Here is a 24,813-nt window from a genome sequence, read left to right on the forward strand (position 1 = left end):
GCCTGCGCCTGGCCGGCCAGAATGCACGAGCCCGGTCACCCCATGAATATTAAGGTGAGAATACGAACATTTCGTATGGGGCCGCCCGCGAGCGGGTACCCGAAACACCACTCGCCTCGTCCCCTGAAGGCTCGGGAGTGATTCGATGGCCAGGAGCCGGGCGCACCACCTGTACCGCCGCTACTCCGACCGGGGGAGCAGTATTTCGCGGGACAGCGCCCGGCGGCCCGCCGCTGCCGCGCGGAGAGAGCTCCGCCCACCTGCTCGGCCCCCAGCCGGCCATGCCCTCCACGAACTGACGGCGCTATCTCGCACCCTGTTCGACACCCCGAACGAAAGCGAGATCCTGCGCCTGGCCATGGACCACATAGCCGCCGCCGGGCCGTACAGCGCCGAGGCCGGCTACCTCGAAGTGGACGGTGACCTGGTCCCCAGCCCGAGGAACCGGCTGATCCATGCCTCGGCCGTGGACCGAAGGGTGCGGGAGCTGGCCGGGCAGGACGGTCTTGTGACCGTACCCGGCAGGCCCTGGGGCCAGGCCCTGGGGCTGCGCGGACTGGATAGATTCCACGGCTATCTCGTAGTGACGTCCCACTCCCGGCCCAACGAAGCCGAGCGGTCCCTGCTCGCCACACACGTCCGGCACACCGCTGCTGCTCTGTCAGTCGCCTTCGCACACCGCTGCCGACGCGAGGAGGACCTGGAGCTGCACCGGCTCAGGGAGGAACGCGCAGCCCTCCAGCGGCAGTTGATCGCCGTCGTGGCTGAGCTGGCGTACCAGCAGGCCATTCACGCGCTCGTGGCCGACGTCGCTGCTTCGGGCGGCGGCGAGGAAGCCGTCACCCGCGCACTCCACGGGCTGACTGGACTACCCGCACTGGTCGAGGACCGCTTCGGTCGGCTGAGGTCCTGGACGGGCCCCAGCCGACCCGACCCTTATCCAGAACCGGACCCCGTGCGCCAGGACGAACTGCTGCACGCCGTCGCCCGGGAGGCCGGGCCGGTGCGGATCAAGGACCGGCTGATCACTCTGGTCCGCCCGCACGGCGAGATCCTGGGCATGCTGGCTCTGGTCGATTCCCAGGGCGAGGCAGACGAGTACACCGTGCTCGCGCTGGAACAGGCCGCCACGTCGCTCGCCCCGGAGCTGGCGCACCTGCGTAATCTGGCCGAAGTCGAGCTGAGGCTGCGACGCGACCTGGCCGACGAACTGCTGGCAGGAACGGACGAGACAAGCGCCTACGCCCGATCCGAGGCAGTCGGACACGACCTGCACCGCAGCCACTACATCGTCGTGGTGCGGTGGTCGGACCGGAGTGCGGACGATTCCTTCGCGCAGACCGTGGGCCGGGCGGCCTCTGCCGTGGGCATGCGCTCACTGCTGACCCGACGTTCCGACCACGTGGTCCTGGTCGCCGACGACAGGCCGCACGCCCGAGCGCTGTACGAGGCGCTCGCGCTGGAGACGGGGACATCGTCCGGGACGATCGGAGTGAGCGCCCCGTGCGACTCCCCGGATGACATCCCCCAGCACTACCAGGAGGCGCAGCGCGCCTTGGAAGTGCGCCGCCACTCCCGCAAGCGATACGGCATGACGTTCTTCGACGAACTCGGCCTTTACCGCATCCTGGGACCTGACAACGATTACCGGCAACTGGAGACGTTCGTCCACGAGTGGCTCGGGCAACTCATCAGCTACGACGCCCGAAACCACGCGGCCATGGTAGAGACCCTGTCCCGGTACTTCGACTGCGGCGGCAACTACGACGAGACCGCCGCGTCCCTCGCGATCCACCGCAGCACACTGCGCTATAGGCTCCAGCGCATCCGCGACATCAGCGGCAACGACCTCTCGAACGTCGAGGACCGGCTCAACCTCCAAGTGGCGACCCGAGTGTGGACGATCGTGCTGGGCGGATCCGGCTGATGCCCCGTACAACAGCTGTGCAAGCGGGGCCAGCACGGTTGGCCGGGCTGCCGAGCGCTGCTCTCCAGTACCTGTACCTGGCCCTGAAGTCGTTGAGGAGGTCCGCTTCTCTTCTGCCGTGATCTGATCGTCCCGGCGTCGGATGCGGGCTCGGCCGGGGTGGGAGATGTCGTCTGTGTCGTGGGGGCCCTTTGTTGGGCTTGAGTTGGCGAAGGCGCCCGTCGAGTTCGCGCTGACAGAAGTCAAGGAAGCCGTCGGGGTCTGGCCCGGCGTTCCGCATAACCAGCCTGTCGAATCCCGCGTCGACGTACCGGGCGGGTTCCGGGCCCCAGGCGTCCTCCGGCCACTGGCGGCGCAGCGGCGGCTCCTCAGGAAGGTCGATAACCCGGACGTCTTCCGGCCGCAGATGCTTCCGTGAGCAGTTCGTGCCGGGTACCGCTGGGCACCACGAAATTCTCCGGCCGCCTGCCATGTCCGCAGCAAAAGATCCTCTGAGCAGCGACGCACAGCACCTGACTGGCCATCAGAACGAGCGTCGTTTCGCGTCAAGATATCGCCGGTAACGCCCACAGTGCATATAACGCACACCACCCGAACCCGCAGTGAGGTGCCCTTCGCGGCCGGCTCAGGATCGCCACGCACTCCACGTGGTGGGTCATCGGAATCCGTTGAAGTCGACAGCGGCCGTCGTACGCTTCTCGACCAACCAACCGGCATCAACTTGCACCGGCCAGGACCGCCGCCCACAGACCACTCGATGCCCGCGCGCCAGGCTTCACGATCACGCCTGCCTCTTCGATACTGATTGCGCCGGGACGGGCAAAGACCAGACCCGAAACGGGCCTGATGACCCGTCAGGAAAGTCAGCATGAACTCAGCAACACCCCCGCCAGGGAGCGCCGTGGACCGTCACCGACCGCCAAGGTGCACGGCCCACCACACATCGACTGACCAGGCGAAACCCAGCTCAGAGGCCTGGCTGGTAACCGTTCGAGGAGGATCCGTTGAGAATGCTCATCAATGTCCCGGAGACCGTGGTCGCCGATGGTCTGCGGGGGATGGCCGCCGCGCATCCCGAGCTGTCCGTCGATGTGGACAACCGTGTGGTCGTACGCCGTGACGCGCCCGTCGAGGGAAAGGTGGGGCTCGTCTCGGGCGGTGGATCCGGGCATGAGCCGCTGCACGGCGGGTTCGTGGGGCCCGGGATGCTCTCCGCGGCCTGTCCGGGGGAGATCTTCACCAGTCCCGTGCCCGATCAGATGGTGCGGGCCGCCGCCGCTGTCGACAGTGGGGCGGGGGTGCTGTTCATCGTCAAGAACTACACCGGGGACGTCCTCAACTTCGACATGGCCGCCGAGCTGGCCGAGGACGAGGGCGTCCGTGTCGGCAAGGTACTGGTCAACGACGACGTCGCCGTGACGGACAGTCTGTTCACGGCGGGCCGGCGCGGTACGGGTGCCACCCTCTTCGTCGAGAAGATCGCCGGCGCCGCCGCCGAGGAGGGCGCGCCGCTGGAGCGGGTCGAGGCGATCGGGCGGCAGGTGAACGAGAGCGCGCGCAGCTTCGGTGTCGCCCTCAGTGCCGTGACCACGCCGTCCAAGGGCAGCCCGACGTTCGACCTGCCGGACGGCGAGCTGGAGCTGGGCATCGGTATCCATGGCGAGCCGGGGCGTGAGCGGCGCGCCATGATGACGTCGCGTGAGATCGCGGACTTCTCCGTCGACGCGGTCCTGGAGGATCTGCGTCCGTCCGGTCCGGTGATCGCGCTCGTCAACGGCATGGGTGCGACCCCGCTGCTGGAGCTGTACGGCTTCAACGCCGAGGTGCAGCGGGTGCTTGCCGAGCGGGGCGTCGCGGTGGCCCGTACTCTCGTCGGCAACTACGTGACCTCGCTCGACATGGCCGGGTGCTCGGTGACGCTCTGCCAGGTCGACGAGGATCTGCTGCGGCTGTGGGACGCGCCGGTGCAGACGCCCGCTCTGCGCTGGGGGCGCTGACCCCACGGGCGGGTACATCCGACACGTACGCCCGACGCTCTTCGAGGAGACCTTGTGTCCGACCAGGATTCCGAGCAGGTGCTCGACGTCGATTTCTTCCGCCGGTGGCTCACGACGGCGGCCGCTTCCGTGGAACGGGAGGCGGACCGTCTCACCCAGCTCGACTCGGCGATCGGCGACGCCGATCACGGCAGCAATCTCCAGCGCGGCTTCCGGGCCGTGACCGGGGCGCTGGAGAAGGAGCCGCCGGCCACGCCCGGGGCGGCGCTGACCCTCGCGGGGCGGCAGCTGATCTCCACGGTGGGCGGCGCTTCGGGGCCGCTGTACGGGACACTGCTGCGGCGTACGGGCAAGGCGCTCGGCGATTCCGCCGAGGTCACGCCCGCCCAGCTGGCCGAGGCCCTGGGTGCCGGGGTCGCCGCCGTGGCGCAGCTGGGCGGCGCGAAGGCCGGGGACAAGACGATGATCGACGCGCTGGAGCCCGCGGTGGCGGCGCTCGGCACCTCCTTCGCGGCCGCGGCGGCCGCGGCGGAGGAGGGCGCGCTGGCGACGGTGCCGCTTCAGGCCCGCAAGGGCCGGGCCAGTTATCTCGGCGAGCGCAGCATCGGGCATCAGGACCCGGGAGCCACGTCCTCCGCGCTTCTGATCGCGGCTCTCGCCGCGACGGCGGGCGAATGAGTACCGAGAAGCCGGTGGGCATCGTGCTCGTGTCGCACAGCCGGGCGGTCGCGGAGGCCGTCGCCGAGCTGGCGGTCGGGCTCGCCGGCGGTGGCACGACCGCCCCGGTGGCCGCCGCCGGCGGCACCCCGGACGGCGGTCTCGGGACGAGTTCCGAGCTGATCGCCGGGGCCGCCGCCCAGGTGGACCGGGGCGCGGGCGTGGCCCTTCTGGTCGATCTCGGCAGTGCCGTGCTGACCGTCAAGTCGCTGCTGGCCGAGGGCGACGAACTGCCGGAGGGCGCACGGCTGCTGGACGCGCCCTTTCTGGAGGGCGCGGTCGCGGCCGTGGTGACGGCGTCGGCGGGCGCGGACCTGAACGCGGTGGAGGCGGCGGCCGTGGAGGCGTACAGCTACCGCAAGGTCTGACGCCCCCGCCGGGCGGCGGGCTGCGGGCGGCGGGGCCTCGGAGACCGTACGCGGGGAGAGACGGGCCACACTTTGTGCAACTGATTGCATAAAGTGGGCCGACCGGGCTACTACTGGAGCGCAGCCGTCGCCCGAGGAGCCCCCGCATGGACCCGCGCCCCACCCCGTACCCCCGCCTGCTCAGCCCTCTCGACCTGGGGTTCGTCACCCTGCCGAACCGGGTGCTGATGGGTTCGATGCACGTCGGCCTGGAAGAGGCCGAGAACGGCTTCGCCCGCATGGCCGCCTTCTACGCCGCCCGCGCACGCGGCGGCGTCGGTCTGATGGTGACCGGCGGCATCGCGCCCAACGACCGGGGACGGCCGTACGAGGGCGGCGCCCGGCTCACGACCGAGGCGGAGGCCGAGCGGCACCGGCAGGTGACCTCGGCGGTGCACGCGGCGGGCGGCCGGATCGCGATGCAGATCCTGCACTTCGGGCGGTACGCCTACCACCCGGACCTGGTGGCGCCGAGCGCCCTCCAGGCGCCCATCAGCCCCCACGTCCCGCACGCCCTCACCGACGACGAGGTGGAGGAGACGGTCGAGGACTTCGTACGGGCGGCGGAACTGGCGCGGCTGGCCGGGTACGACGGCGTCGAGATCATGGGGTCCGAGGGCTATCTCATCAACGAGTTCATCGCCGCGCGGACCAATCTGCGCGAGGACCGGTGGGGCGGCACCTACGAGAACCGCATCCGCTTCCCGCTGGAGATCGTCCGCCGTATCCGGGAGCGCGTCGGACCCGACTTCATCCTCATCTACCGCCTGTCGATGCTCGACCTGGTGCCGGGAGGCTCCTCGCTCGCCGAAGTCGTGACGCTGGCCAAGGAGGTCGAGGCGGCGGGTGCCACGCTCATCAACACCGGGATCGGCTGGCACGAGGCACGCATCCCGACGATCGCCGCGTCCGTCCCACGCGGCGCCTACACCTGGGTGACCAAGGCGCTGATGGGTTCGGTCTCCGTACCGCTGATCACCGGCAACCGGGTCAACACCCCCGAGGGGGCAGAGCTGTTGCTCGCCGACGGGCGCGCCGACATGGTCTCCATGGCACGCCCCTTCCTCGCCGATCCCGACTTCGTCGCCAAGGCGCGCGACGGGCACGCCGATACGATCAACACCTGCATCGGCTGCAACCAGGCCTGCCTCGACCACACGTTCAGCGGGAAGATCACTTCCTGTCTGGTCAATCCGCGGGCCTGCCACGAGACCGAGCTGGTCCTCTCCCCCACCCGGCGTGCCAAGCGGGTCGCGGTCGTCGGGGCCGGTCCCGCCGGGCTCGCCTGCGCCGTGTCCGCCGCCGAACGCGGGCACTCGGTCACACTGTTCGACTCGGCGGACGAGATCGGCGGGCAGCTCAACGTCGCCAGACTGGTCCCCGGCAAGGAGGAGTTCAACGAGACGCTGCGCTACTTCCGTGGCCGGCTCGAACGGCTCGCGGTCGACGTACGGCTCAACACCCCGGCCACGGTCGGAGAGTTGGTGGACGGTGCGGCCGGATACGACGAGATCGTCGTGGCGACCGGTGTCACGCCGCGTACGCCACCGATCCCCGGCATCGACCACCCGCGCGTGGTCAGTTACCTCGACGTGCTGCGCGGCGGGGCCGCCGTCGGCGAGCGCGTCGCGATCATCGGCGCGGGAGGCATCGGCTTCGACGTGGCCGGATACCTCACCGACAGCGGCGAGCGGGCAAGCCTGGACGCGGCAGCCTACTTCCGGCAGTGGGGAGTCGACACCGGCTACCGCTCCCCCGGCGGACTCGGGGCACCCGTACGGACGAAGCCGCCGAGGACGGTCCACCTGATCCAGCGAAAGACGGGGAAGGTCGGCGCCGGGCTCGGCAGGACCACCGGGTGGATCCACCGCACCGAACTGCGCCACCGGGGAGTCACCATGATCGCGGGAGCCGTCTACGACCGGATCGACGACGAGGGGCTGCGTCTGACGGTCGACGGCACGGCCACCCTCCTGCCGGTGGACACGGTCGTCCTGTGCGCCGGGCAGGAGCCACGGCGTGAGCTGTACGACGCGCTCCGCGCGGCCGGTGCCGCCGCGCATCTCATCGGCGGGGCGGACGTCGCCGCCGAACTCGACGCCAAGCGTGCGATCGACCAGGGGACGCGGCTGGCCGCCACGATCTGAACCGGTGTCCACGACCAGCCGCCGCCAGATGGGCAGGTCCTGGAATGGCCGGAACTTTTAGGATGCGCTCATGTCCCTCCCCCACGCCATCCTCACCGCCCTCCTCGAAAGACCCTCCTCGGGCCTGGAGCTCACCCGGCGCTTCGATCGCTCGATCGGTTACTTCTGGTCCGCCACGCATCAGCAGATCTACCGGGAGCTGGGCAGGCTCGAACAGTCGGGCTGCATCCGCGCGCTAAAGTCCGCGCAGCCGGCGCGGGGACGGAAGAAGGAGTACGAGGTGCTGCCGGCCGGCCGCGCCGAGCTGACCGGGTGGGTGTCGGGCAGGGAGGATCCCAGGCCCGTCCGCGACCCGTTGCTGCTCAGGATGCGGGCGGCGGCAGTGGTCGGCACCGAGGGACTCCCGGACGAGCTGCGCCGCCATCTCGCGCTCCACGAGCGGCAGTTGGCCGAGTACACGGACATCGAGGCGCGGGACTTCGCGCCGAGGACGGAGGGGGCGGAGCCGGCCGGGCCGACGGAGGCGGACCGGCTGCGGCATCTGGTCCTGCGCGCCGGAATCGAGCTGGAGCGTATGTGGGTCGAATGGCTCACCGAGGCGCTCAGCGAGGCGAGCACCGCACCAGCAGCGCCGACCACGCCCGCCGGACCTGACGGCGCGTAACCGGAGTACGGCGCGCGCGGGCCCGGACCGGACCTCATGGCCCGCGCACCACCGAGCACCACCGCGCACCACGACCGTCCGGCACCGTACACGCGCTCCGACATACTGGACCCCCGCGATCAACTGCCGTACGGAACCGGAGACATGGCCATGGACGACGACCCGGACGGCCGGGAATCCGGTCCCGAGGACCGGACACCTCCCTACCGGCACACCGGCCGGCCCGCGCGCCACGCGGTGGTGATCGGCGGCAGCATCGCCGGCCTGCTCGCGGCGCACGTACTCACCGCGCACGCCGACCGCGTGACGATCGTCGAGCGCGACCGTTTCCCCGACGGGGCGCGGCCACGCTCCGGTGTCCCCCAGGGCAGCCATATCCATGTCCTGCTCGGCGGGGGCCAGTTGGCGCTGGACACCCTCCTCCCCGGCATCGTCGCCGAGTTACGGGAACACGGCGCGCCCCGGGTGGGGATGCCGAGCGACATGGTCCAGTGGCAGGCGGGCACGTGGTATCGCCGTACGCCCGCCACCGGCCATCTCCTCACCCCCTCCCGCCCGCTGCTCGAATGGGTCGTACGCCGCAGGGTCCTGGCGGATCCGCGGATCAGGACCGTGGAGCGCACGGAGGTCGTGGGCCTGCTCGGTGACGCGTTCCGGACGACCGGCGTACTGCTCCGGGAGCGTGGAGCCGGAACGGGTGAGAGAACCGAGAACGCGGCGAAGAACGGAGCCGCGGCCCGCGCCGGCGTCGTCACCCGCGCGCTGGGCGCCGATCTGGTCGTGGACGCCTCCGGCCGCGGGTCGCGGGCGCCCGCCTGGCTCTCGGCCGTCGGCGCCGAGCCGGCGCGGGAGGAGACGCTCGACACCGGACTCGTCTACGCCACCCGCGCCTACCGTCCCGGCAAGGACGACGGCACCACCGACACCATCGGCTACTACGTCGTCCCCAACCCCGCCCAGCTGTCCGGCGGCGTCGCGCTGCCGATCGAGGACGGCCGCTATCTCGTCACGTTCTCCGGGCTACGCGGGAGTGAACCCCCTTCGAACGAGGAGGAGTTCGCCGGCTTCGCGGCGTCGCTCCCCCACCCGTTCCTGCACGACTGGCTGATGCGGGCCGAGCCGGACTCGCCCGTGCGCTCCTTCCGCAACATGGCGAACGTCCGCCGCCGGTACGACCGTCCGGGCCGCCGCCCGGCGGGTTTTCTCGCGACCGGCGACGCGCTGTGCGCCTTCAACCCCGTCTACGGGCAGGGCATGACCGTCGCCGCGCTCAACGCGGTCGCGCTGCGCGAGGCGCTGACGGACCGGCGCCGTACACCCACGACCCGGCGCGTGCAGCGGGCGATCCTCGCCTCCTCGCGGCAGGCGTGGGACATCTCGGCCGGGGCGGACAAGAAGATGCCGGGCGCGGTCGGCAACGCGGCCCGTACGAGCGCCGCCGACCGGCCGTCGACCTGGTACTTGACGCGTGTGCAGCGGCGGGCGGGCGGACATCCGGTCGTCGGTACGGCGTTCCGTGCCGTGCTGCACCTCGCGGCTCCGCTGAGTGCGCTGTTCGCGCCGCGCGTCGCCCGAGCCGTGCTCTTCGAGCCGGTGCCGCGCACGCCCGCCGAGCCGCCGATGTGGCGGGAGTCCGAGGGTGACACCACGGGGATCGGTCGGACCTGGGGCACCTGATAACTTCTACATCACTGTAGAAACAGCTACTGTCCGCGCCGGCCTTCCTCCCGGTACGGGCGGCCCGAGACATACGGAGCACTCATGGCCCTGTGGGATCGCATCAAGGAATCCGCCCAGACGATGCAGACCCAGCTGGAGGCGAAGAAGAACGACCTCAAGAGCGGCTCGTTCCGCGACGCCAGCATGGCGATGTGCGCCCTGGTCGCGGCGGCCGACGGTTCCATCGACCCGGCCGAGCGTCAGCGCGTCACGCAGCTGATCACGAGCAACGACGTGCTGCGGAACTTCCCGCCCGCCGATCTGCAGAGGCGCTTCGACGAGTATCTGAACAAGCTCCTCGCCGACCCGGCGCTCGGCAAGGTCGATGTGCTTCAGGAGGTCGCCAAGGCGAAGAAGAAGCCTGCGGAGGCGCGTGCCGTCATCCAGATCGGCATCATCATCGGCGGCGCCGACGGCAACTTCGACGCGCAGGAGCGGAGTGTCGTACGCGAGGCGTGCCTGGCGCTCGACCTCCAGCCGCAGGAGTTCGACGTCTAGGGCGTCCCGGACGAGCTACGCACTCCGTCCTCGATCGCCGGACGGCCGCGGGTGCGGGCCGTCCGGCGATTTCGTCGCGCCACCCGTTTCACCCGCGACACCCGTTTCTCAGAGCGGGCCCGCCGCCTTCAGTACGAGGAAGAGTGTGACCGTCGCGTTCGCGGACGAGAGCGCCGATCCGAGCGTCCCGGCCGCCGCCGCCCAGGCCGCCAGACCCACCGCGGTGAAGACCGGCGGCCAGCTGACGGCCGACGGCTCCGGTCCGAGCAGCGCGGCCACCCGGCGCGGCACCGGTCCCGGCGCGGCGAAGCCCGCCAGCGTCGGGGTGGGCGTGCCGCGCGAGACGAGGGCGGCCTTGCCGATGGCCCGCGCCACGACCCGCCGCTCGCCCGTCACCCGGGCCGCCTCCTCGTCCGCCCACCGCTCCGTCGTGTAGGCCACGGCCGACCGCAGCGGCCTCAGCAGCGGGTTGGCCCGCGCGGCGAAGCGGACGGCGAGCAGATACCGGTGGTGGTGACCGGCGAGATGTGCGCGTTCATGGGCGACGAGCGCCGCGCGCTCGCCGGCGTCCAGACTCGCGAGCATGGCTGTGGAGACGACGATCCGGCCCCCGGAGCGCCCGCGGGCCGGCCGGTTCCGCGCGCCGGGAAGGGCGTACGCGTATGCTGCCTCGTCCGTCAGTACGGCGAGTTCGCCGTCCGGCACCCCGGCCAGCGCGTGCTCCGCCCGGCGGCGGACACGCCGGTGCCTGCGGGCGGCGGTCGACCACGACGCGGCGACGGCGAGGAGTGCGACAACGGCCCCCTTGCCCGCGGCTTCCTCGTACGGCGCGGTCGGAGGGCCTTCCTCCTCGGCCAAGGCATCGGCCCACGCGTCGGGCAGCGGATGGCCGGGCAGTTGCACGGTACCGACGACCACCAGCAGCCCCAGGCACACCGTGCTGCACAGTGCGAGAACGGCGGCCAGCGCCGACAACAGCCGTGTGGCGACCCGGGGATGGAGATGCCGCTCGGCCAGGCGCGCGATCGGCAGCGCGCTCAGGGGCAGCAACAGCGGCAGCAGGACGAACACTCCCATCCCGTCAGCCCTCCGTCCCGTCCTCGGGAAGATTGAGGAGGTCACGCAGCAGCCGCTCGTCGTCCGACGAGAGCGTGGTGACGAAGCGGGCCAGTACGGCCTCGCGGTCCGACTCGGCGTCGAGTACGCGGCGCATCCGCAGGGCGGCCAGCCCCGCCTCGTCGGAGGTCGCGCACCATTCGAAGAACCGGCCCACGCGCTCGCGGGTGACGGCCCGTTTGGCCTGGAGCCTGGTCAGGATCGTCATGACCGTCGTGTACGCCAGGTCCCCGCCGAGCCGGTCCAGCACCCAGCCCGCGTTGACCGGCCCCGGCGCCTGCCGCAGCACGGCGAGCACCTGGGCCTCCAGCTCTCCCTGGCCGCGCCGACGTGGCCGCCCGTTCGCGTCGGCGCCGCCGGACACCTCCCCGGCCCGCCGGTCACGGTCCCGGTCGCCGTCCCCACCGGCCTGTGCCCTCACACCGTCTCCCTCCACTGCCGACGTGCGGCCCGGGGCCATCCGGCGCAGCTCCGGCGTGGCCCCGGCGTGGCGGCTTTGCCGCCCCGTACACACTTCTACAGTGTTGTGGATTTTCAACGCGGTCACCAGCTCAACTCAGGAGGAGCAGCGTGGGAGTTTCCCTGTCCAAAGGCGGCAATGTCTCGCTCACCAAGGAGGCGCCGGGGCTGACAGCCGTCCTGGTGGGTCTCGGGTGGGACGTACGCACCACGACCGGCACCGACTACGACCTGGACGCCAGCGCCCTGCTGGTCAACGAGGCCGGGAAGGTCGGCACGGACCAGAACTTCGTGTTCTACAACAACCTCAGGAGCCCTGACGGTTCGGTCGAGCACACGGGTGACAATCTGACCGGTGAGGGCGAGGGTGACGACGAGGTCGTCAAGGTGAACCTGGCCGCCGTGCCGGCAGAGGTCTCCAGGATCGTCTTCCCGGTGTCGATCCACGACGCCCAGGCCCGTGGCCACAGTTTCGGGCAGGTCCGCAACGCCTTCATCCGCGTGGTCAACCAGGCGGGCGGAACCGAGATCGCGCGCTACGACCTCAGCGAGGACGCGTCCACCGAGACCGCGATGGTCTTCGGCGAGTTGTACCGCAGCGGCGCCGAGTGGAAGTTCCGCGCCGTCGGCCAGGGTTACGCGAGTGGCCTGTCCGGTATCGCCGCCGACTTCGGTGTCGGTGTCTGAGCCTGACGGCTCGTGCTCGTGACCGCCCTCCCGGCGGCACGCACGAAGGGGCGTGGGCGCGTGACGCGCGTTCCGCGCCCCTTCGGCGTGTCCGGGCCCCGGGCGGTGGGCCTCAGCCGTGCGAATGAGCCGTGTCGGCCGGTCCGGGAGCGGCCGGCGCCTCCCGCGTGACGGTCTCCTCGGTGACCGGCGGAGCCGGTGGCGGGGGCTTCCGGGTGAGGCGCCGGGCCAGCGGTTCGGTCCAACGGGCGGCCAGCGGCCCGAGGATGACCAGGATCAGTACGTACGCGGTGGCCAGCGGCCCGATCCGGGGCTCCACCCCGACGGCCAGCCCCGCGATGACGATGGAGAACTCCCCGCGCGCCACGAGCGCGCCGCCCGTCCGCCAGCGACCGGCCGTCTTGACGCCCGCTCTGCGCGCGGCGTACCAGCCCGTGGCGATCTTCGTCAGCGCGCTGACGACGGCCAGGATCAGGGCGGGCACGAGCACCGGCGGGATGTCGGCCGGATCGGTGTTCAGACCGAAGAACACGAAGAAGACCGCGGCGAAGAGGTCGCGCAGCGGCGCGAGCAGGTTGTGGGCGCCCTCGGCCACCTCCCCGGAGAGCGCGATGCCGACGAGGAACGCGCCGACGGCGGCGGAGACTTGGAGCTCCTGGGCGACGCCCGCGACCAGCACGGTCAGTCCAAGGACGACCAGCAGCAGCATCTCCGGGTTGTCGGAGGAGACCGCGCGGCTGATCAGCCGGCCGTGGCGCAGCGCGACGTACAGCACGATGCCCACACTGCCGAGCGAGATGAGGAGCGTGAGGCTGCCGCCCGCGAGGCTCAGTCCGGCCAACAGCGCGGTGAGCAGCGGCAGATAGACGGCCATGGCGAGGTCTTCGATGACCAGTACGCCGAGGATGACAGGGGTCTCGCGGTTGCCGAGTCTGCCGAGGTCACCGAGCACCTTGGCGATGACACCGGACGACGAGATCCAGGTGACGCCCGCCAGCGCGACGGCGGCGACCGCACCCCAGCCGAGCAGGAGCGCGGCGATCGCGCCGGGCAGCGCGTTCAGTACGAAGTCGACGATGCCGGAGGGGTATTGGGTCTTGAGGTTGGTGACGAGTTCGGAGGCGCTGTACTCCAGCCCGAGCAGGAGCAGCAGCAGGATGACCCCGATCTCCGCGCCCGTGGCGAAGAACTCCTCACTGGCCGCCATGGGGACGAGGCCGCCGTGGCCGAAGGCGAGTCCCGCCAGCAGATAGAGCGGGATGGGCGAGAAGCCCACCCTCCCGGCGAGCCGGCCGAGCAGGCCCAGGCCGAGGATGACGGCCCCGAGTTCGATGAGCAGCGCGGTCGTGTCGTGCACGGGCGATTATCCTCCGGTGATCAGTTCGGCGACGGCGTCCACGCCTTCCCTGGTGCCGACGACGACGAGCGTGTCCCCCAGTGCGAAGCGGAAGTCCGGGGTGGGCGAGGGGACGGCGTCGGTCCGGCGCAGCACGGCGACGATGGACGCGCCGGTGCGGGTACGGGCCTGGGTGGAGCCGAGCGTGCGTCCCGCGAAGGGGGAGCGTGTGGTGACCGGGATGTGTTCGGTGACGAGGTCGATCTCCAGGTGCTGGTGCAGATGGCCGACCGGGTCGGGCATCAGGAGTTTGGACAGCGCCGTCGCCTCGTACGGGGCGAGCGGGGTGGAGTCCTTGCAGTTGTCGTCGTCGTCGGGGTCGTGGAAGCCGACGATGCGGCGCCCGTCCTGGTGCACCACGACAGAGATATGGCGGCCCGAGTCGGTATTGAGGTCGTAGCGGGTACCGACCCCGGGCAGGGCGGTCTTGCTGACGTGAGCGGTGTGCTCCATAGGAAGGCGCTCCATGCGGGCATGCGGGCATGCGTCGGAGGTGTGCGGGCGCGGGGCCCCTGGTGAGGGAATTCTCCGCCATTCGGCACGGCGGTGGCCCGTCAGTCCCGGGCGGCCGGCCGGGTCATTAAGGGGGTACGGGTGCGCTCGCCCATGAGCTGCCCCTCCACCTCGGCCCCGATTCGCAACGAGTTGCCCAGCACTCAACAGTGCGGCGGCAACTCTCCAGCCATTTTAACGTAAAATAAAATGGGCTAATTAGGGTTATCAATGGGGATATTGGCTGTTCGTGGTAACCACGGAGTGTCTACGACCGCCGGGACGGCGGTGCCTCTCGGCCTTCCCGGCACTGACGCGGGCGGCGGTCCGGGCCGGACTCAACGTGGCCTGATCGGCGTACGGTTGGAGTCCCGGCGCCGTCCGCCGGGCAGGGTCACACTCAAACACCGCACCACGAGAGCGGAATGAGGCGAGCCATGTCCCCGGACAGCAGCTGGGAGTTCACGGACGATCGCGGCCATCTCACCGTCGCACCCCACCGCCCGGAACGGGTGGTCGCCTACATCCAGGCGGGCGCGACCCTGTGGGACCACGGCCTGCGCCCCATGGGGATCTTCGGATCGCATCACGACGGCGGCTCCCCCGACCCCGCGAAGGCGGGCGGTCTGCCGCTCGACCGCACTCTCGACTTCGGCGGTGGCTCTTCGGTCGATCCGGACGCAGTCCTCGCCGCCGGACCGGATCTGCTGGTGGCCGTCAGTTACGGCGGCGGCCAGATCTACGGCATCGATCCGGAGGCGGCCAAGCATCTGGAGGAGCAGGTCGGCGTGATCGTCATCGACGTCGGCAAGGACCGGCCGCTCGACGGGATCAGGGACCGGTTCACGGCGCTCGCCCACTCGCTCGGCGCGCCGCACGAGCCCGACACCCACGATCTGGAGTGGGCGGAGGCCCGGCTCCGTACGCTCACCGCCCGCCCCGCCGCGGCCCGGGTGCTCGCCCTGTCGGCCGCGGGGCCCGGCTCCGTACATCTCGCTCGGCCCGGCACGTGGCCGGACCTGAGGGCGCTGACGGCGCTCGGCGTCGATCTGCTCGATCCCGGGGAAGGGGCGGGCGCCAACTGGCGTACGACCGACTGGGAGCAGGCGCTGGCGCTCGATCCGGACGTCGTACTCGGCGACATCCGGGCGAACGCGGCCACACCCGACGCGCTCAGGGGCGACAGCCACTGGCGCGCGCTCCGGGAGCGGGCGCGCACGGTGGCGTGGAATCCGGAGGCGCCGTGCAGCCACCGGGGGCACGCGCGCTTCGTGGACGCGGTGGCGGCGGCGCTGTAGGGGCGGGCGCGGTACGGGCACCGCGCCGGCATCCGGTCGGCGAGCGTGGGCCCGAACGCGCGGTGGGGTCCGGTCAGATGAGGGCGGCGGCCTCTCTCACGGAGAGGGCGCCACCCTCGGCGTACGCGCGGGCCCAGGTCTCCTCGTCGAGCCCGGCCCGTACCTCCGCCTCCGCCCGTCGGCGGATCTCCCTCTCGTAGCCGGCCGGGTAGGGGTGGAAGAGGAACTTCTCGGCTCGGCCGGTGTGCCGTCCGTACGCGCCCAACAGCCGTGCGCCGTCGGCCGTTTCGCCGGTGCCGGTCTTGGCCCAGGCGGCGCAGAGGAACTGACTGACGATCAACTGCGGTGCGACGAGGTGGGCCAGGCTGTCCAGCAGGCGTACCGACTCCCGCAGATGGCCCAGGGCCCGCTCGTACTCGGTGTCGAGGCAGTCGAGGCAGTCGAGCCAGTCGAGCCAGCCGTGCAGGCCCTCGGTCAGACCGATCTGAAGGGCGTGCTCACGGAAGCCGGCTTCCTCCTCCAGCGTGGTCAGCTGGTCGCGGGCGAGGGCGGTGCGTCCGGTACGGCCGTAACGGCCGGCGAGCAGCAGCCGGGCCGTCCCGCCGGTACGCCCCGCGTGGCCACGGGTTTCCTCGACGGCCTCCCGCAAGGGATTCGGCGAGGATCACCAGGTCACCGGTCCCTTCGAGCAGCGAAACCGCTTCGTCGGCGTCCCGCGCCGCCCGGTCCTCGTTGTCGGGACCCGTGTCGAGCATCCTTCCGCGCAGCGTCCGAGCGAGGCCGAGGTCCCAGCCCCTGCCGGGGCGGGCACGGCAGGCGTCCACCATGGCGTCGAGCGCCTCGCCCATGCTCCGCCACTCGCCGACGATCAGCCCGGCGAAGAACCACATGACACCGGGCCGCCGGCAGACCTGGGGCAGATCGGCCCGGTAGGCGGCGACGATCCGAGCCAGGTACGCACGGGTGCCGGCGCTCCCCCAGAACTCGCCGCCGCTGTCGCCCGAGCCTCCGTCACCCTCGTCCCCGGCCGTCCCCGTGCCGCTCGCGAACCGCAGCAGCCGCACACCGCGTCTGGCCTCCCACACCTGCTCCTCGGACCAGGGTGGCGGGAGGTCGACGCACGGGTCGGCGAGCGGTACGGCGGGACGGACGGGCGCCTCGAACGGGTCGGGCCCGAGTTCCGTCACGGCCGTGGACCACTCGCGGGCGTCGCGCTGGTGGCCGCGCAGCTGCCAGAACCAGCTCATGGAGAGCACGAGACACAGCGCGTCCTGTTCACGTTCCCGTACGTCCTTGTGGCGGAGCGCGGTGCGCAGCGCGGCCCGTACGCTGTCGTGCTCCCGTTCGAACTGGGCGAGCCGGTCTGCCTGTTGGGGGCCGCGCAGCTCGGGTTCACCGAGGCGTACCAGTTCGCGATAGGCGCGCAGATGCCGCAGTTCGACGGCTTCCCGTTCGCCGGACTCGTCCAGCCGCCCGGCCGCGTACTCGGCGACGGTCTCCAGCAGCCGCCAGCCGGTAACCGCCGGGCACCGAGGCGATCGCGTCGCCGCCCAGGACCTTCCGCAACCGTCCGATCAGGGCTTGGAGGGCGGCGGGCTCGTCGGCGGGCGGCTCGTGCGCGTCGTCCCACACCTGCGCGGCCAGCCGGCCGGCGGGGACCGTGCGGCCGCCGGCGGCGGCGAGCGCGGTGAGCAGTGCGCGCATCCTCGCCCCGCTGACCGGCACCTCGGCGCCGTCCGGGCCGAAAGCCCGGGTCGCGCCGAGTACGTCGTAGCGGTAGGTCACCGGATCATTGTCCCTGCCACAGGAGGCCCTTCGCCCCCGGTGCGCGTTCCGGGCGTCCCGCGTCCGGTCAGGCGGCGCGGCCCGCCGGGGTGAACTCGCACCACACGGCCTTGCCGTCCCCGCGCGGCTCCACCCCCCAGCGCGCCGCGACGGCGTCGATCAGCAGCAGCCCGCGCCCCGATGTCGCCGCCTCGCCCGGCCACCGCCGCCGTGGCCAGGCGCTGGAGCGGTCCTTCACCCAGAGCCGTACCCGATGGGCAGGTCCGGGCACGACCTCCAGCGTGAGGACGGCGCCTCCCTCGGTGTGCAGCAGCACGTTCACCAGCATCTCTCCGGCGGCCAGCTCCACGTCGTCGACGAGGGCGGGCATGTTCCAGTCCACGAGCGCCTGGCGCAGCACGGCGCGGGTCTCGATCAGGCCCTCCGGGTCGGCCTGGTGGATGTACTGGTGGATACGGGGCGCCTGGTGGGTGCCGGGGTCGGGGGCCCGGTGCACGACGAGGAGCGCGACGTCGTCGCCGGTCGCCCAGCGGTGCCACAGCCCGTCGGCGAGATGGTCGGCGAGCGGGCCCGCCCCGCCGGGCCCGGTGCGCACGGCGTGGGCGAGTTCCCCCATGCCCTCCGTGATGTCGAGTCCCGGCTCCTCCACGAGACCGTCGGTGCACAGCACGAACGTCTCGCCGGGCACCAGGTCGAGCCTGGTCTCGGGGAAGTCCTCCTGACCGAACTCGGTGGCCAGGCCGAGGGGCAGCCCGCCGCGCAGATGGGGCCAGCTGGTTCTGCCGTCGGTGTGCCGGACGAGCGGGCCGAGATGTCCGGCGCGGACGGCGCGGACCGCCCCGGTGGAGAGGTCGAGCTGGGCGTACGTGCAGGTCGCGAAGCGCTCGGTGTCCAGCTCCACCAGGAAGCGGGAGGCCCGCGCGAGGACGGTCGCCGGTGGATGGCCCTCGCCGGCGAAGGCGCGCAGGGCTATCCGCAGCTGGCCCATGATCGCCGCGGCGTGTGTGTCGTGTCCCTGGACGTCGCCCACGACGACGCCGACCCGTCCGCGCGGCAGGGCGATCACGTCGTACCAGTCGCCGCCGACCTCCCTGCCGCTCCAGGCGGCGTGATAGCGCACCGCGATCTCGGCGCCCGAGAAGGCCGGGATGTCGCGCGGCAGCATGGACGCCTGGAGTCCGGTGGCGAACTCCCGCTCCTGGTCGAAGAGGATCGCGCGCTGGAGCGACTGGGCGACGATGCCGGCCAGACCGAGACAGATGTTGCGGTCCTCGGCCGTGAAGCGGGTGAGGCCCCGGTAGAAGAGCGCGAGGCCGCCGACTGAACGTGCCTCGGCGACGAGCGGGAGGAAGGCCGCCGCGTCGAACCCCTGGCCGCAGGCGTACGGGCCGAGCCGGGTCAGGTCGTCGGCGGCTTCGGGGAGTTCGGGGGCTTCGCCGGGTCCGGGGAGCGAGGTGGAGAAGCGGGCACGCCGGGTGAGGGCCGCCTCGGCGAGCGGCGTCGATTCGTCCAGCGGGGCGGCGGACAGGTCGCCCGGCATGTCCAGGGGGACTCCGGACAGGGCGACGAGTCTCACCGAGCCGCCGTCGACGACGGCGAGCGCCAGCCCGTCGGCACCGACACGCTCCAGGCCGCCGCTGTCGCTCAGGACGTCGGTGACGTCGTCGACGGTGACCGCGCGGGAAAGGGCTTCGGTGATGCCCTGGAGGATCGTGGTCAGCCGCCGTCGGCCGGCCTCCCGGGGGCTGATCTCGGCGAATTCGGTCAGCTCGGTGCTCGCGTTGCGGACGATGCCGATGACGCGGTGCGGGGTTCCCCGGTCGTCGCGCAGGATACGGGCCCGGACATGGGTCCACTGGTGGACTCCGTTACGGCGCTTGACCTGGAAGTACGCGCCGTACGACGAGCGGCCGCCGCGGATCGCCCGGTCCACCGTGGAGTCGAGGCGCAGGCTCTCCTCGGGTGGGAGTCGGGGGCGCAGGGACTCGGGGTCGCCGTCGTACTCCCCCGCGCGCAGGTCGAACACGGCCAGCCCTGCCGCATCGAGTTCGAGGGTCCTGTGCCTCAGGTCCCAGTCGAAGCTGCCCATGCGGTTCAGGGCGAGGCGCTCGTCCGCACCGATGACGGGGCGGTTCCGTCCTGCCATGTGCCCGCTCCGGAAGTAGAGATGATGTAAGAAGCCTAACTTTCCTTACATCTCAACGCATAACGTTCCTGGTGGGCTTTTCGAGGGCTTCACAGAAGGCTCCTCCGCGGCGGGCGCCGACGGCGGCGGTCCGGGGACAGCGTCGGACCGCGGCCCGCGGATGTTCCCGTGCCCGCGTCGCGAAGGTGGTGAGGGGGAGGCCGAGGGCCCGCGCCGGGTCGGCCGAACCGCCGCTGCGGGGCACCGCGCGAGCCAGTGCGGTGGCGCCGGACGTGACCGTCGCCGACCTGGTCACTCCGGTCACCGGCATCACCCTGGCCACGGAACAGCACCCGGACCCCGTCGCCGGGGCTCACCGCCTGCTGGAGCTGACGGGGGCGGGAATCGGCCCGCGGCGATGACATGGGGCGGCCCCGCCCGCTCCGACAGCGACTTCACCCTCGTCTTCACCCTCGTCGTGTCATGTACCTGGACACGACGAGGGTGCCGTGCTGTGATGCCACCTGCCGCTCTTTCCAACGTTGTACAAGACTTCGTCGATGCTCGTGGACGGGAGACCCGATGACGCTCGACCGACGACATTTCCTCGGCACCGGCGCCCTCGCGATCGGTGGTGCGGGCCTGCTGGGGCCACTGGCGCCGACCGCCGCGGCCCTGCCGCCGGCGCGCGGCGGCTGGTACACGCCGAACGTCGCACCGCTCGCCCCCACCGCCTTCCAGAAGCTGCCGCTGGGCAGCGTCACCCCGCGCGGCTGGCTCACCGGCCAGCTGCGCCTGCTGCTCGACGGACTGTTCGGCCGGTACGCCGAGGTCTCCCACTTCCTGCGATTCGACGACTCCGGCTGGGTGCATCCCGAGAAGAACGGCTGGGAGGAAGTCACCTACTGGCTGCGCGGTTACGTGGACCTGGCCGCCCTCACCGGCGACGAGGCGGCCCTCGCCACCGCCCGCCGCTGGATCGACGCGATCATCGCCACCCGGCAGCCCGACGGATTCTTCGGGCCCACCCGGCTGCGTACGGCGCTGAACGGCGGACCGGACTTCTGGCCCTACCTGCCGCTCCTTCAGGCGCTGCGCTCGCACGAGGAGTTCACGGGCGACGAGCGCATCGTGCCGTTCGCCGTCCCCTTCCTGCGCTACATGAACGCGCAGGGGCCCGGCGCCTTCAACTCCAGCTGGGTTTCCAAGCGTTGGGGCGACGGTCTGGACATCGTCTTCTGGCTCCACAACCGCACCGGCGAGTCCTTCCTGCTCGAACTCGCCGACAAGATGCACACCCACGGCGCCAACTGGGTCGACGATTTCCCGGACCTGCACAACGTCAACATCGCGCAGGGGTTCCGCGAGCCCGCCCAGTACGCGCTGCGGTCCGGCTCGGCGGAGCTGACCCGTGCCACGTACCGGAGTTACGCCGCCGTGATGGGCACCTACGGCCAGTTCCCCGGCGGCGGTTTCGCCGGTGACGAGAACTCCCGCCCCGGCTTCGACGATCCCCGGCAGGGCTTCGAGACCTGCGGCACGGTCGAGTTCATGGCCAGCCACGAACTGCTCACCCGGATCACCGGCGACCCCGTATGGGCCGACCGGTGCGAGGAGCTCGCCTTCAACCTGCTGCCCGCGGCCACCGATCCGCGGGGCAGGGGCATCCACTACGTCACCAGCGCCAACAGCGTGGAACTCGACAACACCGCCAAGAACCAGGGCCAGTACCAGAACGGCTTCGCCATGCAGGCGTACAAGCCGGGCATCGACAGCTATCGCTGCTGTCCGCACAACTACGGCATGGGCTGGCCCTACTTCACCGAGGAGCTGTGGCTGGCCACCCCCGACCGGGGGCTCGCGGCGGCGATGTACGCGCCGAGCCAGGTGCGCGCGAAGGTCGCCGACGGAACGGAAGTCACCGTCACCGAGTCCACCGACTACCCGTTCAAGGAGACCGTCACCCTCACCGTCGGCACGCCCCGGCGCGTCACCTTCCCGCTCTATCTGCGGATTCCCGGCTGGTGCGAGGACCCTCAACTCGACGTCGCCGGACGGCGCGTGGCCCTGCCGGGCGACGGACCGCGGTTCTTCAAGGTCGAGCGCGAGTGGCGCGGCGGTGAGCGGGTGACCCTGCGGCTGCCGCAGCGCACGAGCGTACGGACCTGGGACGACAACCACGGTTCCGTCAGCGTGGACCACGGGCCGCTCACGTACTCCCTCAGGATCGGCGAGCGGTACGAACGGTTCGCCGGAACCGAGGACTTCCCCGAACTCTCGGTGCACCCCACCACCCCGTGGAACGTCGGCCTCGCGCCCGACCCGCTCCGTGGGCTGCGGTTCACCGCCGACAGCGGACCGCTCGCCGCGAATCCCTTCACCCATGAAGGCACGCCGGTACGGATCACCACCTCGGCGCGCCGCATCGAGGAGTGGGTTACCGACGACCAGCGTGTCGTCGCTCCGCTCCAGGACAGCCCGGCCCGCAGCACCGCGCCGCCCGAGCAGGTCACGCTCGTCCCGATGGGCGCGGCCCGGCTGCGGATCACCGCCTTCCCGACCGCGTCGCCCGCCGGGCGTGCCTGGATTCCGGAGCCGCCGTTCCGCCGTGTGCGGAACAAGCACAGCGCCAAGGTGCTCGGGGTGGACGGGATGTCCCTGCAGGCGGGCGGGCGTGTCGTGCAGTTCGACAACACGGGGACGGCGGACCACGCCTGGCAGTTGGCGCCGGCCGGCGGTGGCTGGTTCCTGATCCGCAACGGCAACAGCGGGAAGATCATCGGGGCCGAGGGCAGGTCGACGGCGAACAGCGCGCGCGTCGTCCAGTTCGACGACGACGGGAGCGGCGACCATCTCTGGCAACTGCTCGACCGGGGCGAGGGCTGGTCGCTCATCCTTAATCGGCACAGCGGGAAGGTTCTGGGTGTCGACGGGATGTCGACGGCCAACAGCGCGCAGGTGGTCCAGTTCGAGGACAACGGCACGGACGACCACCTCTGGCAGCTGATCTGAGCGGGGGCTTCTCCGGCCGGGTGACCGCCGGCGCCGCAACTGGGCGCCGGCGGTCACTTGTTGTTCGCAACGGAACCCGTGACGGCCCATCTGTTCACAACTCTTGACGTGTACGAAACAGCGGAGCAGCATCAGCCGTGCATCCAGAGAGCGCTCTCTCATGATTCACGGAGCGCTCTCCGGATGTTCCCCCCACCGTTCACGACTCAGGAGAGATGCCCGTGCACGCTCCCCCCATCGGTTCTCCGGCGTTCCACGGCGCCTCACCGCCGTCCCGCCGGGGCCTCGCGGCAACGCTCGCCGCCACCCTGGCCGCGACCCTGCTGGCCTTCGTCCCGAGCAGCCCCGCGCATGCCGACCCGATCGAGGGCGGCGGCGATCTCGGCCCCAACGTGATCGTCTTCGACCCTTCGACGCCCGACATCCAGGGCAAGCTCGACGAGGTCTTCAAGCAGCAGGAGTCGGCCCAGTTCGGCTCCGGCCGCTACCAGTTCCTCTTCAAGCCGGGGACGTACGACGGGCTCAACGCCCAACTCGGCTTCTACACCTCGGTGTCGGGTCTCGGGCTCTCGCCCGACGATGTGAACATCAACGGCGACGTGACCGTGGACGCCGGCTGGTTCAACGGCAACGCCACCCAGAACTTCTGGCGTTCGGCCGAGAACCTGTCGCTCAACCCGGTCAACGGGACCAACCGCTGGGCTGTCTCGCAGGCCGCGCCGTTCCGCCGTATGCACGTCAAGGGCGGGCTCAACCTGGCTCCCGACGGTTACGGCTGGGCGAGTGGCGGCTATATCGCCGACAGTAAGATCGACGGCAGCGTCGGCCCGTACTCCCAGCAGCAGTGGTACACCCGCGACAGCTCGGTCGGCGGCTGGCAGAACGCCGTGTGGAACATGACGTTCTCCGGTGTCGAGGGCGCACCCGCGCAGAGCTTCCCCGACCCGCCGTACACCACGCTGGAGACCACCCCCACCTCCCGAGAGAAGCCGTTCCTCCATCTGGACGGCGCCGACTACAAGGTGTTCGTGCCCGAGAAGCGCACGAACGCGCGCGGGGTGACCTGGGACAGCGGTGCGCCCGCGGGCTCGTCGATCGATCTGGACCAGTTCTACGTGGTCAAGCCGGGTGCGACGGCGGCGACCATCAACGCGGCGCTCGACCAGGGCCTCAACCTGCTGTTCACGCCCGGCGTCTACCACGTGGACCAGACGATCGACGTCAACCGCGCGGACACGGTCGTCCTGGGGCTCGGACTCGCCACGATCATCCCCGACAACGGGGTGACGGCGATGAAGGTCGCCGATGTGGACGGGGTGAAGCTGGCCGGCTTCCTGATCGACGCCGGCCCGGTCAACTCCGAGACGCTGCTGGAGGTCGGGCCCGAGGGTTCGTCGGCCGACCACGCCGCCGACCCGACGACCGTCCAGGACGTCTTCATCCGCATCGGCGGAGCCGGTCCCGGCAAGGCCACCACCAGCATGGTGGTCAACAGCGACGACACCATCATCGATCACACCTGGGTGTGGCGAGCGGACCATGGTGACGGGGTCGGCTGGGAGACCAACAGGGCCGACTTCGGCGTACGGGTGAACGGCGACGACGTCCTGGCCACCGGACTGTTCGTCGAACACTTCAACAAATACGACGTCGAGTGGTACGGCGAGCGCGGCCGGACGATCTTCTTCCAGAACGAGAAGGCGTACGACGCGCCCAACCAGGCGGCGATCCAGAACGGCGCCACCAAGGGATACGCCGCCTACAGGGTCGACGACTCGGTCGAGCAGCACGAGGGCTGGGGCATGGGCAGCTACTGCTACTACAACGTCGACCCGACGATCCAGCAGCACAACGGTTTCGCGGCTCCGGTGAAACCGGGCGTGAAGTTCCACCATCTGCTGGTGGTCTCGCTCGGCGGCCAGGGCCAGTACGAGCGGGTGATCAACGACATCGGCGAACCCACGTCAGGGACGTCGACCATCCCCTCGGTCGTGGTCCAGTTCCCCTGACCCGACGACCGTCCTGACGCGCCGGACCGGCGGCGTCCGCGGGCAGGGCCCGGCCTCGCGAGAAGCCGGGCCCTGCCGTGCGCGGGTCCCACAGGGGTCCGTGCCGGGTCAGTGCCTGCCGCCACGCAGCTTGCCGAGCAGGCGGCGGGCCTGCGCGCGCTTCCTCGGGTCCGACGAGGCCGCGCGCGCCTGACCGATCACGCGCCGCCCCTGCGGGCTGCGGGTGAAGGCCTTGATGCGGTCGATGATTCCGGGCATGCCGTCTCCTGCGCTTTCGATGACACCGACGGCCCCCGCTGTGGGGCCTCGGACTACGTCTACCCGCTATAACGCCGGAGACCCCCATTACGTTCCCATT

Annotated in this window: 21 protein-coding genes and 1 pseudogene; 13 read left to right on the forward strand and 9 right to left on the reverse strand. The window is 71.1% G+C overall.

Features of this window, described 5'->3' with window-relative positions; translation table 11 throughout:
* Positions 1-145 precede the first annotated feature (145 nt).
* Positions 146-1,927 carry a PucR family transcriptional regulator gene (locus ACIBBB_RS06785; RefSeq protein WP_398979461.1) on the forward strand — a complete coding sequence of 594 codons (1,782 nt, stop codon included), beginning with the start codon at positions 146-148 and terminating at the stop codon, positions 1,925-1,927.
* 193 nt (positions 1,928-2,120) lie between these two features.
* Here the strand turns inward: ACIBBB_RS06785 and ACIBBB_RS06790 are convergent.
* A pseudogene (locus tag ACIBBB_RS06790) lies at positions 2,121-2,243 on the reverse strand (LLM class F420-dependent oxidoreductase); the annotation flags it as partial.
* Positions 2,244-2,931: 688 nt separating this feature from the next.
* On the opposite strand from ACIBBB_RS06790, the gene dhaK reads away from it, so the two are divergent.
* The 7 genes from dhaK to ACIBBB_RS06825 all read left to right on the forward strand — a co-directional run bounded on the left by dhaK (position 2,932) and on the right by ACIBBB_RS06825 (position 10,076).
* Positions 2,932-3,924 (forward strand): dihydroxyacetone kinase subunit DhaK, encoded by a 993-nt coding sequence (gene dhaK / locus ACIBBB_RS06795; RefSeq protein ID WP_398979463.1) that lies wholly within the window; start codon positions 2,932-2,934, stop codon positions 3,922-3,924.
* Between the two features lie 78 nt (positions 3,925-4,002).
* Positions 4,003-4,602, forward strand: coding sequence for a dihydroxyacetone kinase subunit DhaL (gene dhaL, locus ACIBBB_RS06800; RefSeq protein WP_398980057.1), 600 nt, complete (start codon positions 4,003-4,005; stop codon positions 4,600-4,602).
* Positions 4,599-5,009 (forward strand): PTS-dependent dihydroxyacetone kinase phosphotransferase subunit DhaM, encoded by a 411-nt coding sequence (locus tag ACIBBB_RS06805; protein WP_398979465.1) that lies wholly within the window; start codon positions 4,599-4,601, stop codon positions 5,007-5,009. The genes dhaL and ACIBBB_RS06805 overlap by 4 nt, the downstream gene beginning before the upstream one ends.
* A gap of 146 nt (positions 5,010-5,155) precedes the next feature.
* Positions 5,156-7,195: an FAD-dependent oxidoreductase gene (locus ACIBBB_RS06810; protein ID WP_398979467.1), complete on the forward strand. Its 2,040-nt coding sequence runs from the start codon at positions 5,156-5,158 to the stop codon at positions 7,193-7,195.
* A gap of 70 nt (positions 7,196-7,265) precedes the next feature.
* On the forward strand, positions 7,266-7,859 hold the full coding sequence (locus ACIBBB_RS06815) for a PadR family transcriptional regulator (protein ID WP_398979469.1): 594 nt from the start codon (positions 7,266-7,268) through the stop codon (positions 7,857-7,859).
* 36 nt (positions 7,860-7,895) lie between these two features.
* The gene (locus tag ACIBBB_RS06820; RefSeq protein WP_398979471.1) at positions 7,896-9,536 is read left to right on the forward strand and encodes an FAD-dependent oxidoreductase; all 1,641 of its coding nucleotides are present in this window, start codon (positions 7,896-7,898) and stop codon (positions 9,534-9,536) included.
* An 84-nt stretch (positions 9,537-9,620) separates the two neighbouring features.
* Positions 9,621-10,076, forward strand: coding sequence for a tellurite resistance TerB family protein (locus tag ACIBBB_RS06825; RefSeq protein WP_398979473.1), 456 nt, complete (start codon positions 9,621-9,623; stop codon positions 10,074-10,076).
* A gap of 108 nt (positions 10,077-10,184) precedes the next feature.
* Here ACIBBB_RS06825 and ACIBBB_RS06830 read toward each other — a convergent pair whose 3' ends face one another.
* Positions 10,185-11,153 (reverse strand): M56 family metallopeptidase, encoded by a 969-nt coding sequence (locus tag ACIBBB_RS06830; RefSeq protein WP_398979474.1) that lies wholly within the window; start codon positions 11,151-11,153, stop codon positions 10,185-10,187.
* A gap of 4 nt (positions 11,154-11,157) precedes the next feature.
* Positions 11,158-11,556 (reverse strand): BlaI/MecI/CopY family transcriptional regulator, encoded by a 399-nt coding sequence (locus ACIBBB_RS06835; protein ID WP_398980060.1) that lies wholly within the window; start codon positions 11,554-11,556, stop codon positions 11,158-11,160.
* A 206-nt stretch (positions 11,557-11,762) separates the two neighbouring features.
* On the opposite strand from ACIBBB_RS06835, the gene ACIBBB_RS06840 reads away from it, so the two are divergent.
* Complete coding sequence (locus ACIBBB_RS06840; RefSeq protein WP_398979475.1) at positions 11,763-12,338, forward strand: TerD family protein; 576 nt, start codon at positions 11,763-11,765, stop codon at positions 12,336-12,338.
* Between the two features lie 112 nt (positions 12,339-12,450).
* Here ACIBBB_RS06840 and ACIBBB_RS06845 read toward each other — a convergent pair whose 3' ends face one another.
* Entirely contained in the window at positions 12,451-13,695 is a 1,245-nt protein-coding gene (locus ACIBBB_RS06845; RefSeq protein ID WP_398979477.1) for a cation:proton antiporter, read from the reverse strand.
* A gap of 6 nt (positions 13,696-13,701) precedes the next feature.
* Positions 13,702-14,187 carry a cation:proton antiporter regulatory subunit gene (locus tag ACIBBB_RS06850; RefSeq protein ID WP_398979479.1) on the reverse strand — a complete coding sequence of 162 codons (486 nt, stop codon included), beginning with the start codon at positions 14,185-14,187 and terminating at the stop codon, positions 13,702-13,704.
* A 476-nt stretch (positions 14,188-14,663) separates the two neighbouring features.
* Here ACIBBB_RS06850 and ACIBBB_RS06855 point away from each other — a divergent pair, with 476 nt between their 5' ends.
* Positions 14,664-15,524, forward strand: coding sequence for an ABC transporter substrate-binding protein (locus ACIBBB_RS06855; protein ID WP_398979481.1), 861 nt, complete (start codon positions 14,664-14,666; stop codon positions 15,522-15,524).
* Between the two features lie 497 nt (positions 15,525-16,021).
* On the opposite strand, the gene ACIBBB_RS06860 is transcribed toward ACIBBB_RS06855, so the two are convergent.
* The 3 genes from ACIBBB_RS06860 to ACIBBB_RS06870 all read right to left on the reverse strand — a co-directional run bounded on the left by ACIBBB_RS06860 (position 16,022) and on the right by ACIBBB_RS06870 (position 19,455).
* Positions 16,022-16,771: a hypothetical protein gene (locus tag ACIBBB_RS06860; RefSeq protein ID WP_398979484.1), complete on the reverse strand. Its 750-nt coding sequence runs from the start codon at positions 16,769-16,771 to the stop codon at positions 16,022-16,024.
* Positions 16,772-16,916: 145 nt separating this feature from the next.
* Entirely contained in the window at positions 16,917-17,309 is a 393-nt protein-coding gene (locus tag ACIBBB_RS06865) for a winged helix-turn-helix domain-containing protein (protein WP_398979486.1), read from the reverse strand.
* Between the two features lie 67 nt (positions 17,310-17,376).
* Positions 17,377-19,455, reverse strand: a complete 2,079-nt coding sequence (locus tag ACIBBB_RS06870) for a SpoIIE family protein phosphatase (RefSeq protein WP_398979488.1) — start codon at positions 19,453-19,455, stop codon at positions 17,377-17,379.
* 188 nt (positions 19,456-19,643) lie between these two features.
* Here ACIBBB_RS06870 and ACIBBB_RS06875 point away from each other — a divergent pair, with 188 nt between their 5' ends.
* The 3 genes from ACIBBB_RS06875 to ACIBBB_RS06885 all read left to right on the forward strand — a co-directional run bounded on the left by ACIBBB_RS06875 (position 19,644) and on the right by ACIBBB_RS06885 (position 24,455).
* On the forward strand, positions 19,644-19,856 hold the full coding sequence (locus tag ACIBBB_RS06875; RefSeq protein WP_398979490.1) for a hypothetical protein: 213 nt from the start codon (positions 19,644-19,646) through the stop codon (positions 19,854-19,856).
* Between the two features lie 160 nt (positions 19,857-20,016).
* Complete coding sequence (locus tag ACIBBB_RS06880) at positions 20,017-22,446, forward strand: beta-L-arabinofuranosidase domain-containing protein (protein WP_398979492.1); 2,430 nt, start codon at positions 20,017-20,019, stop codon at positions 22,444-22,446.
* A 215-nt stretch (positions 22,447-22,661) separates the two neighbouring features.
* A complete protein-coding gene (locus ACIBBB_RS06885; RefSeq protein WP_398979494.1) occupies positions 22,662-24,455 on the forward strand; it encodes a coagulation factor 5/8 type domain-containing protein in 1,794 nt (597 codons plus the stop codon).
* 108 nt (positions 24,456-24,563) lie between these two features.
* Here the strand turns inward: ACIBBB_RS06885 and ACIBBB_RS06890 are convergent, their stop codons facing one another.
* The gene (locus tag ACIBBB_RS06890) at positions 24,564-24,713 is read right to left on the reverse strand and encodes a hypothetical protein (protein WP_189105695.1); all 150 of its coding nucleotides are present in this window, start codon (positions 24,711-24,713) and stop codon (positions 24,564-24,566) included.
* Positions 24,714-24,813: the final 100 nt, after the last annotated feature.

Source organism: Streptomyces sp. NPDC051217 (assembly GCF_044455465.1).
Classification (GTDB): Bacteria; Actinomycetota; Actinomycetes; order Streptomycetales; family Streptomycetaceae; genus Streptomyces.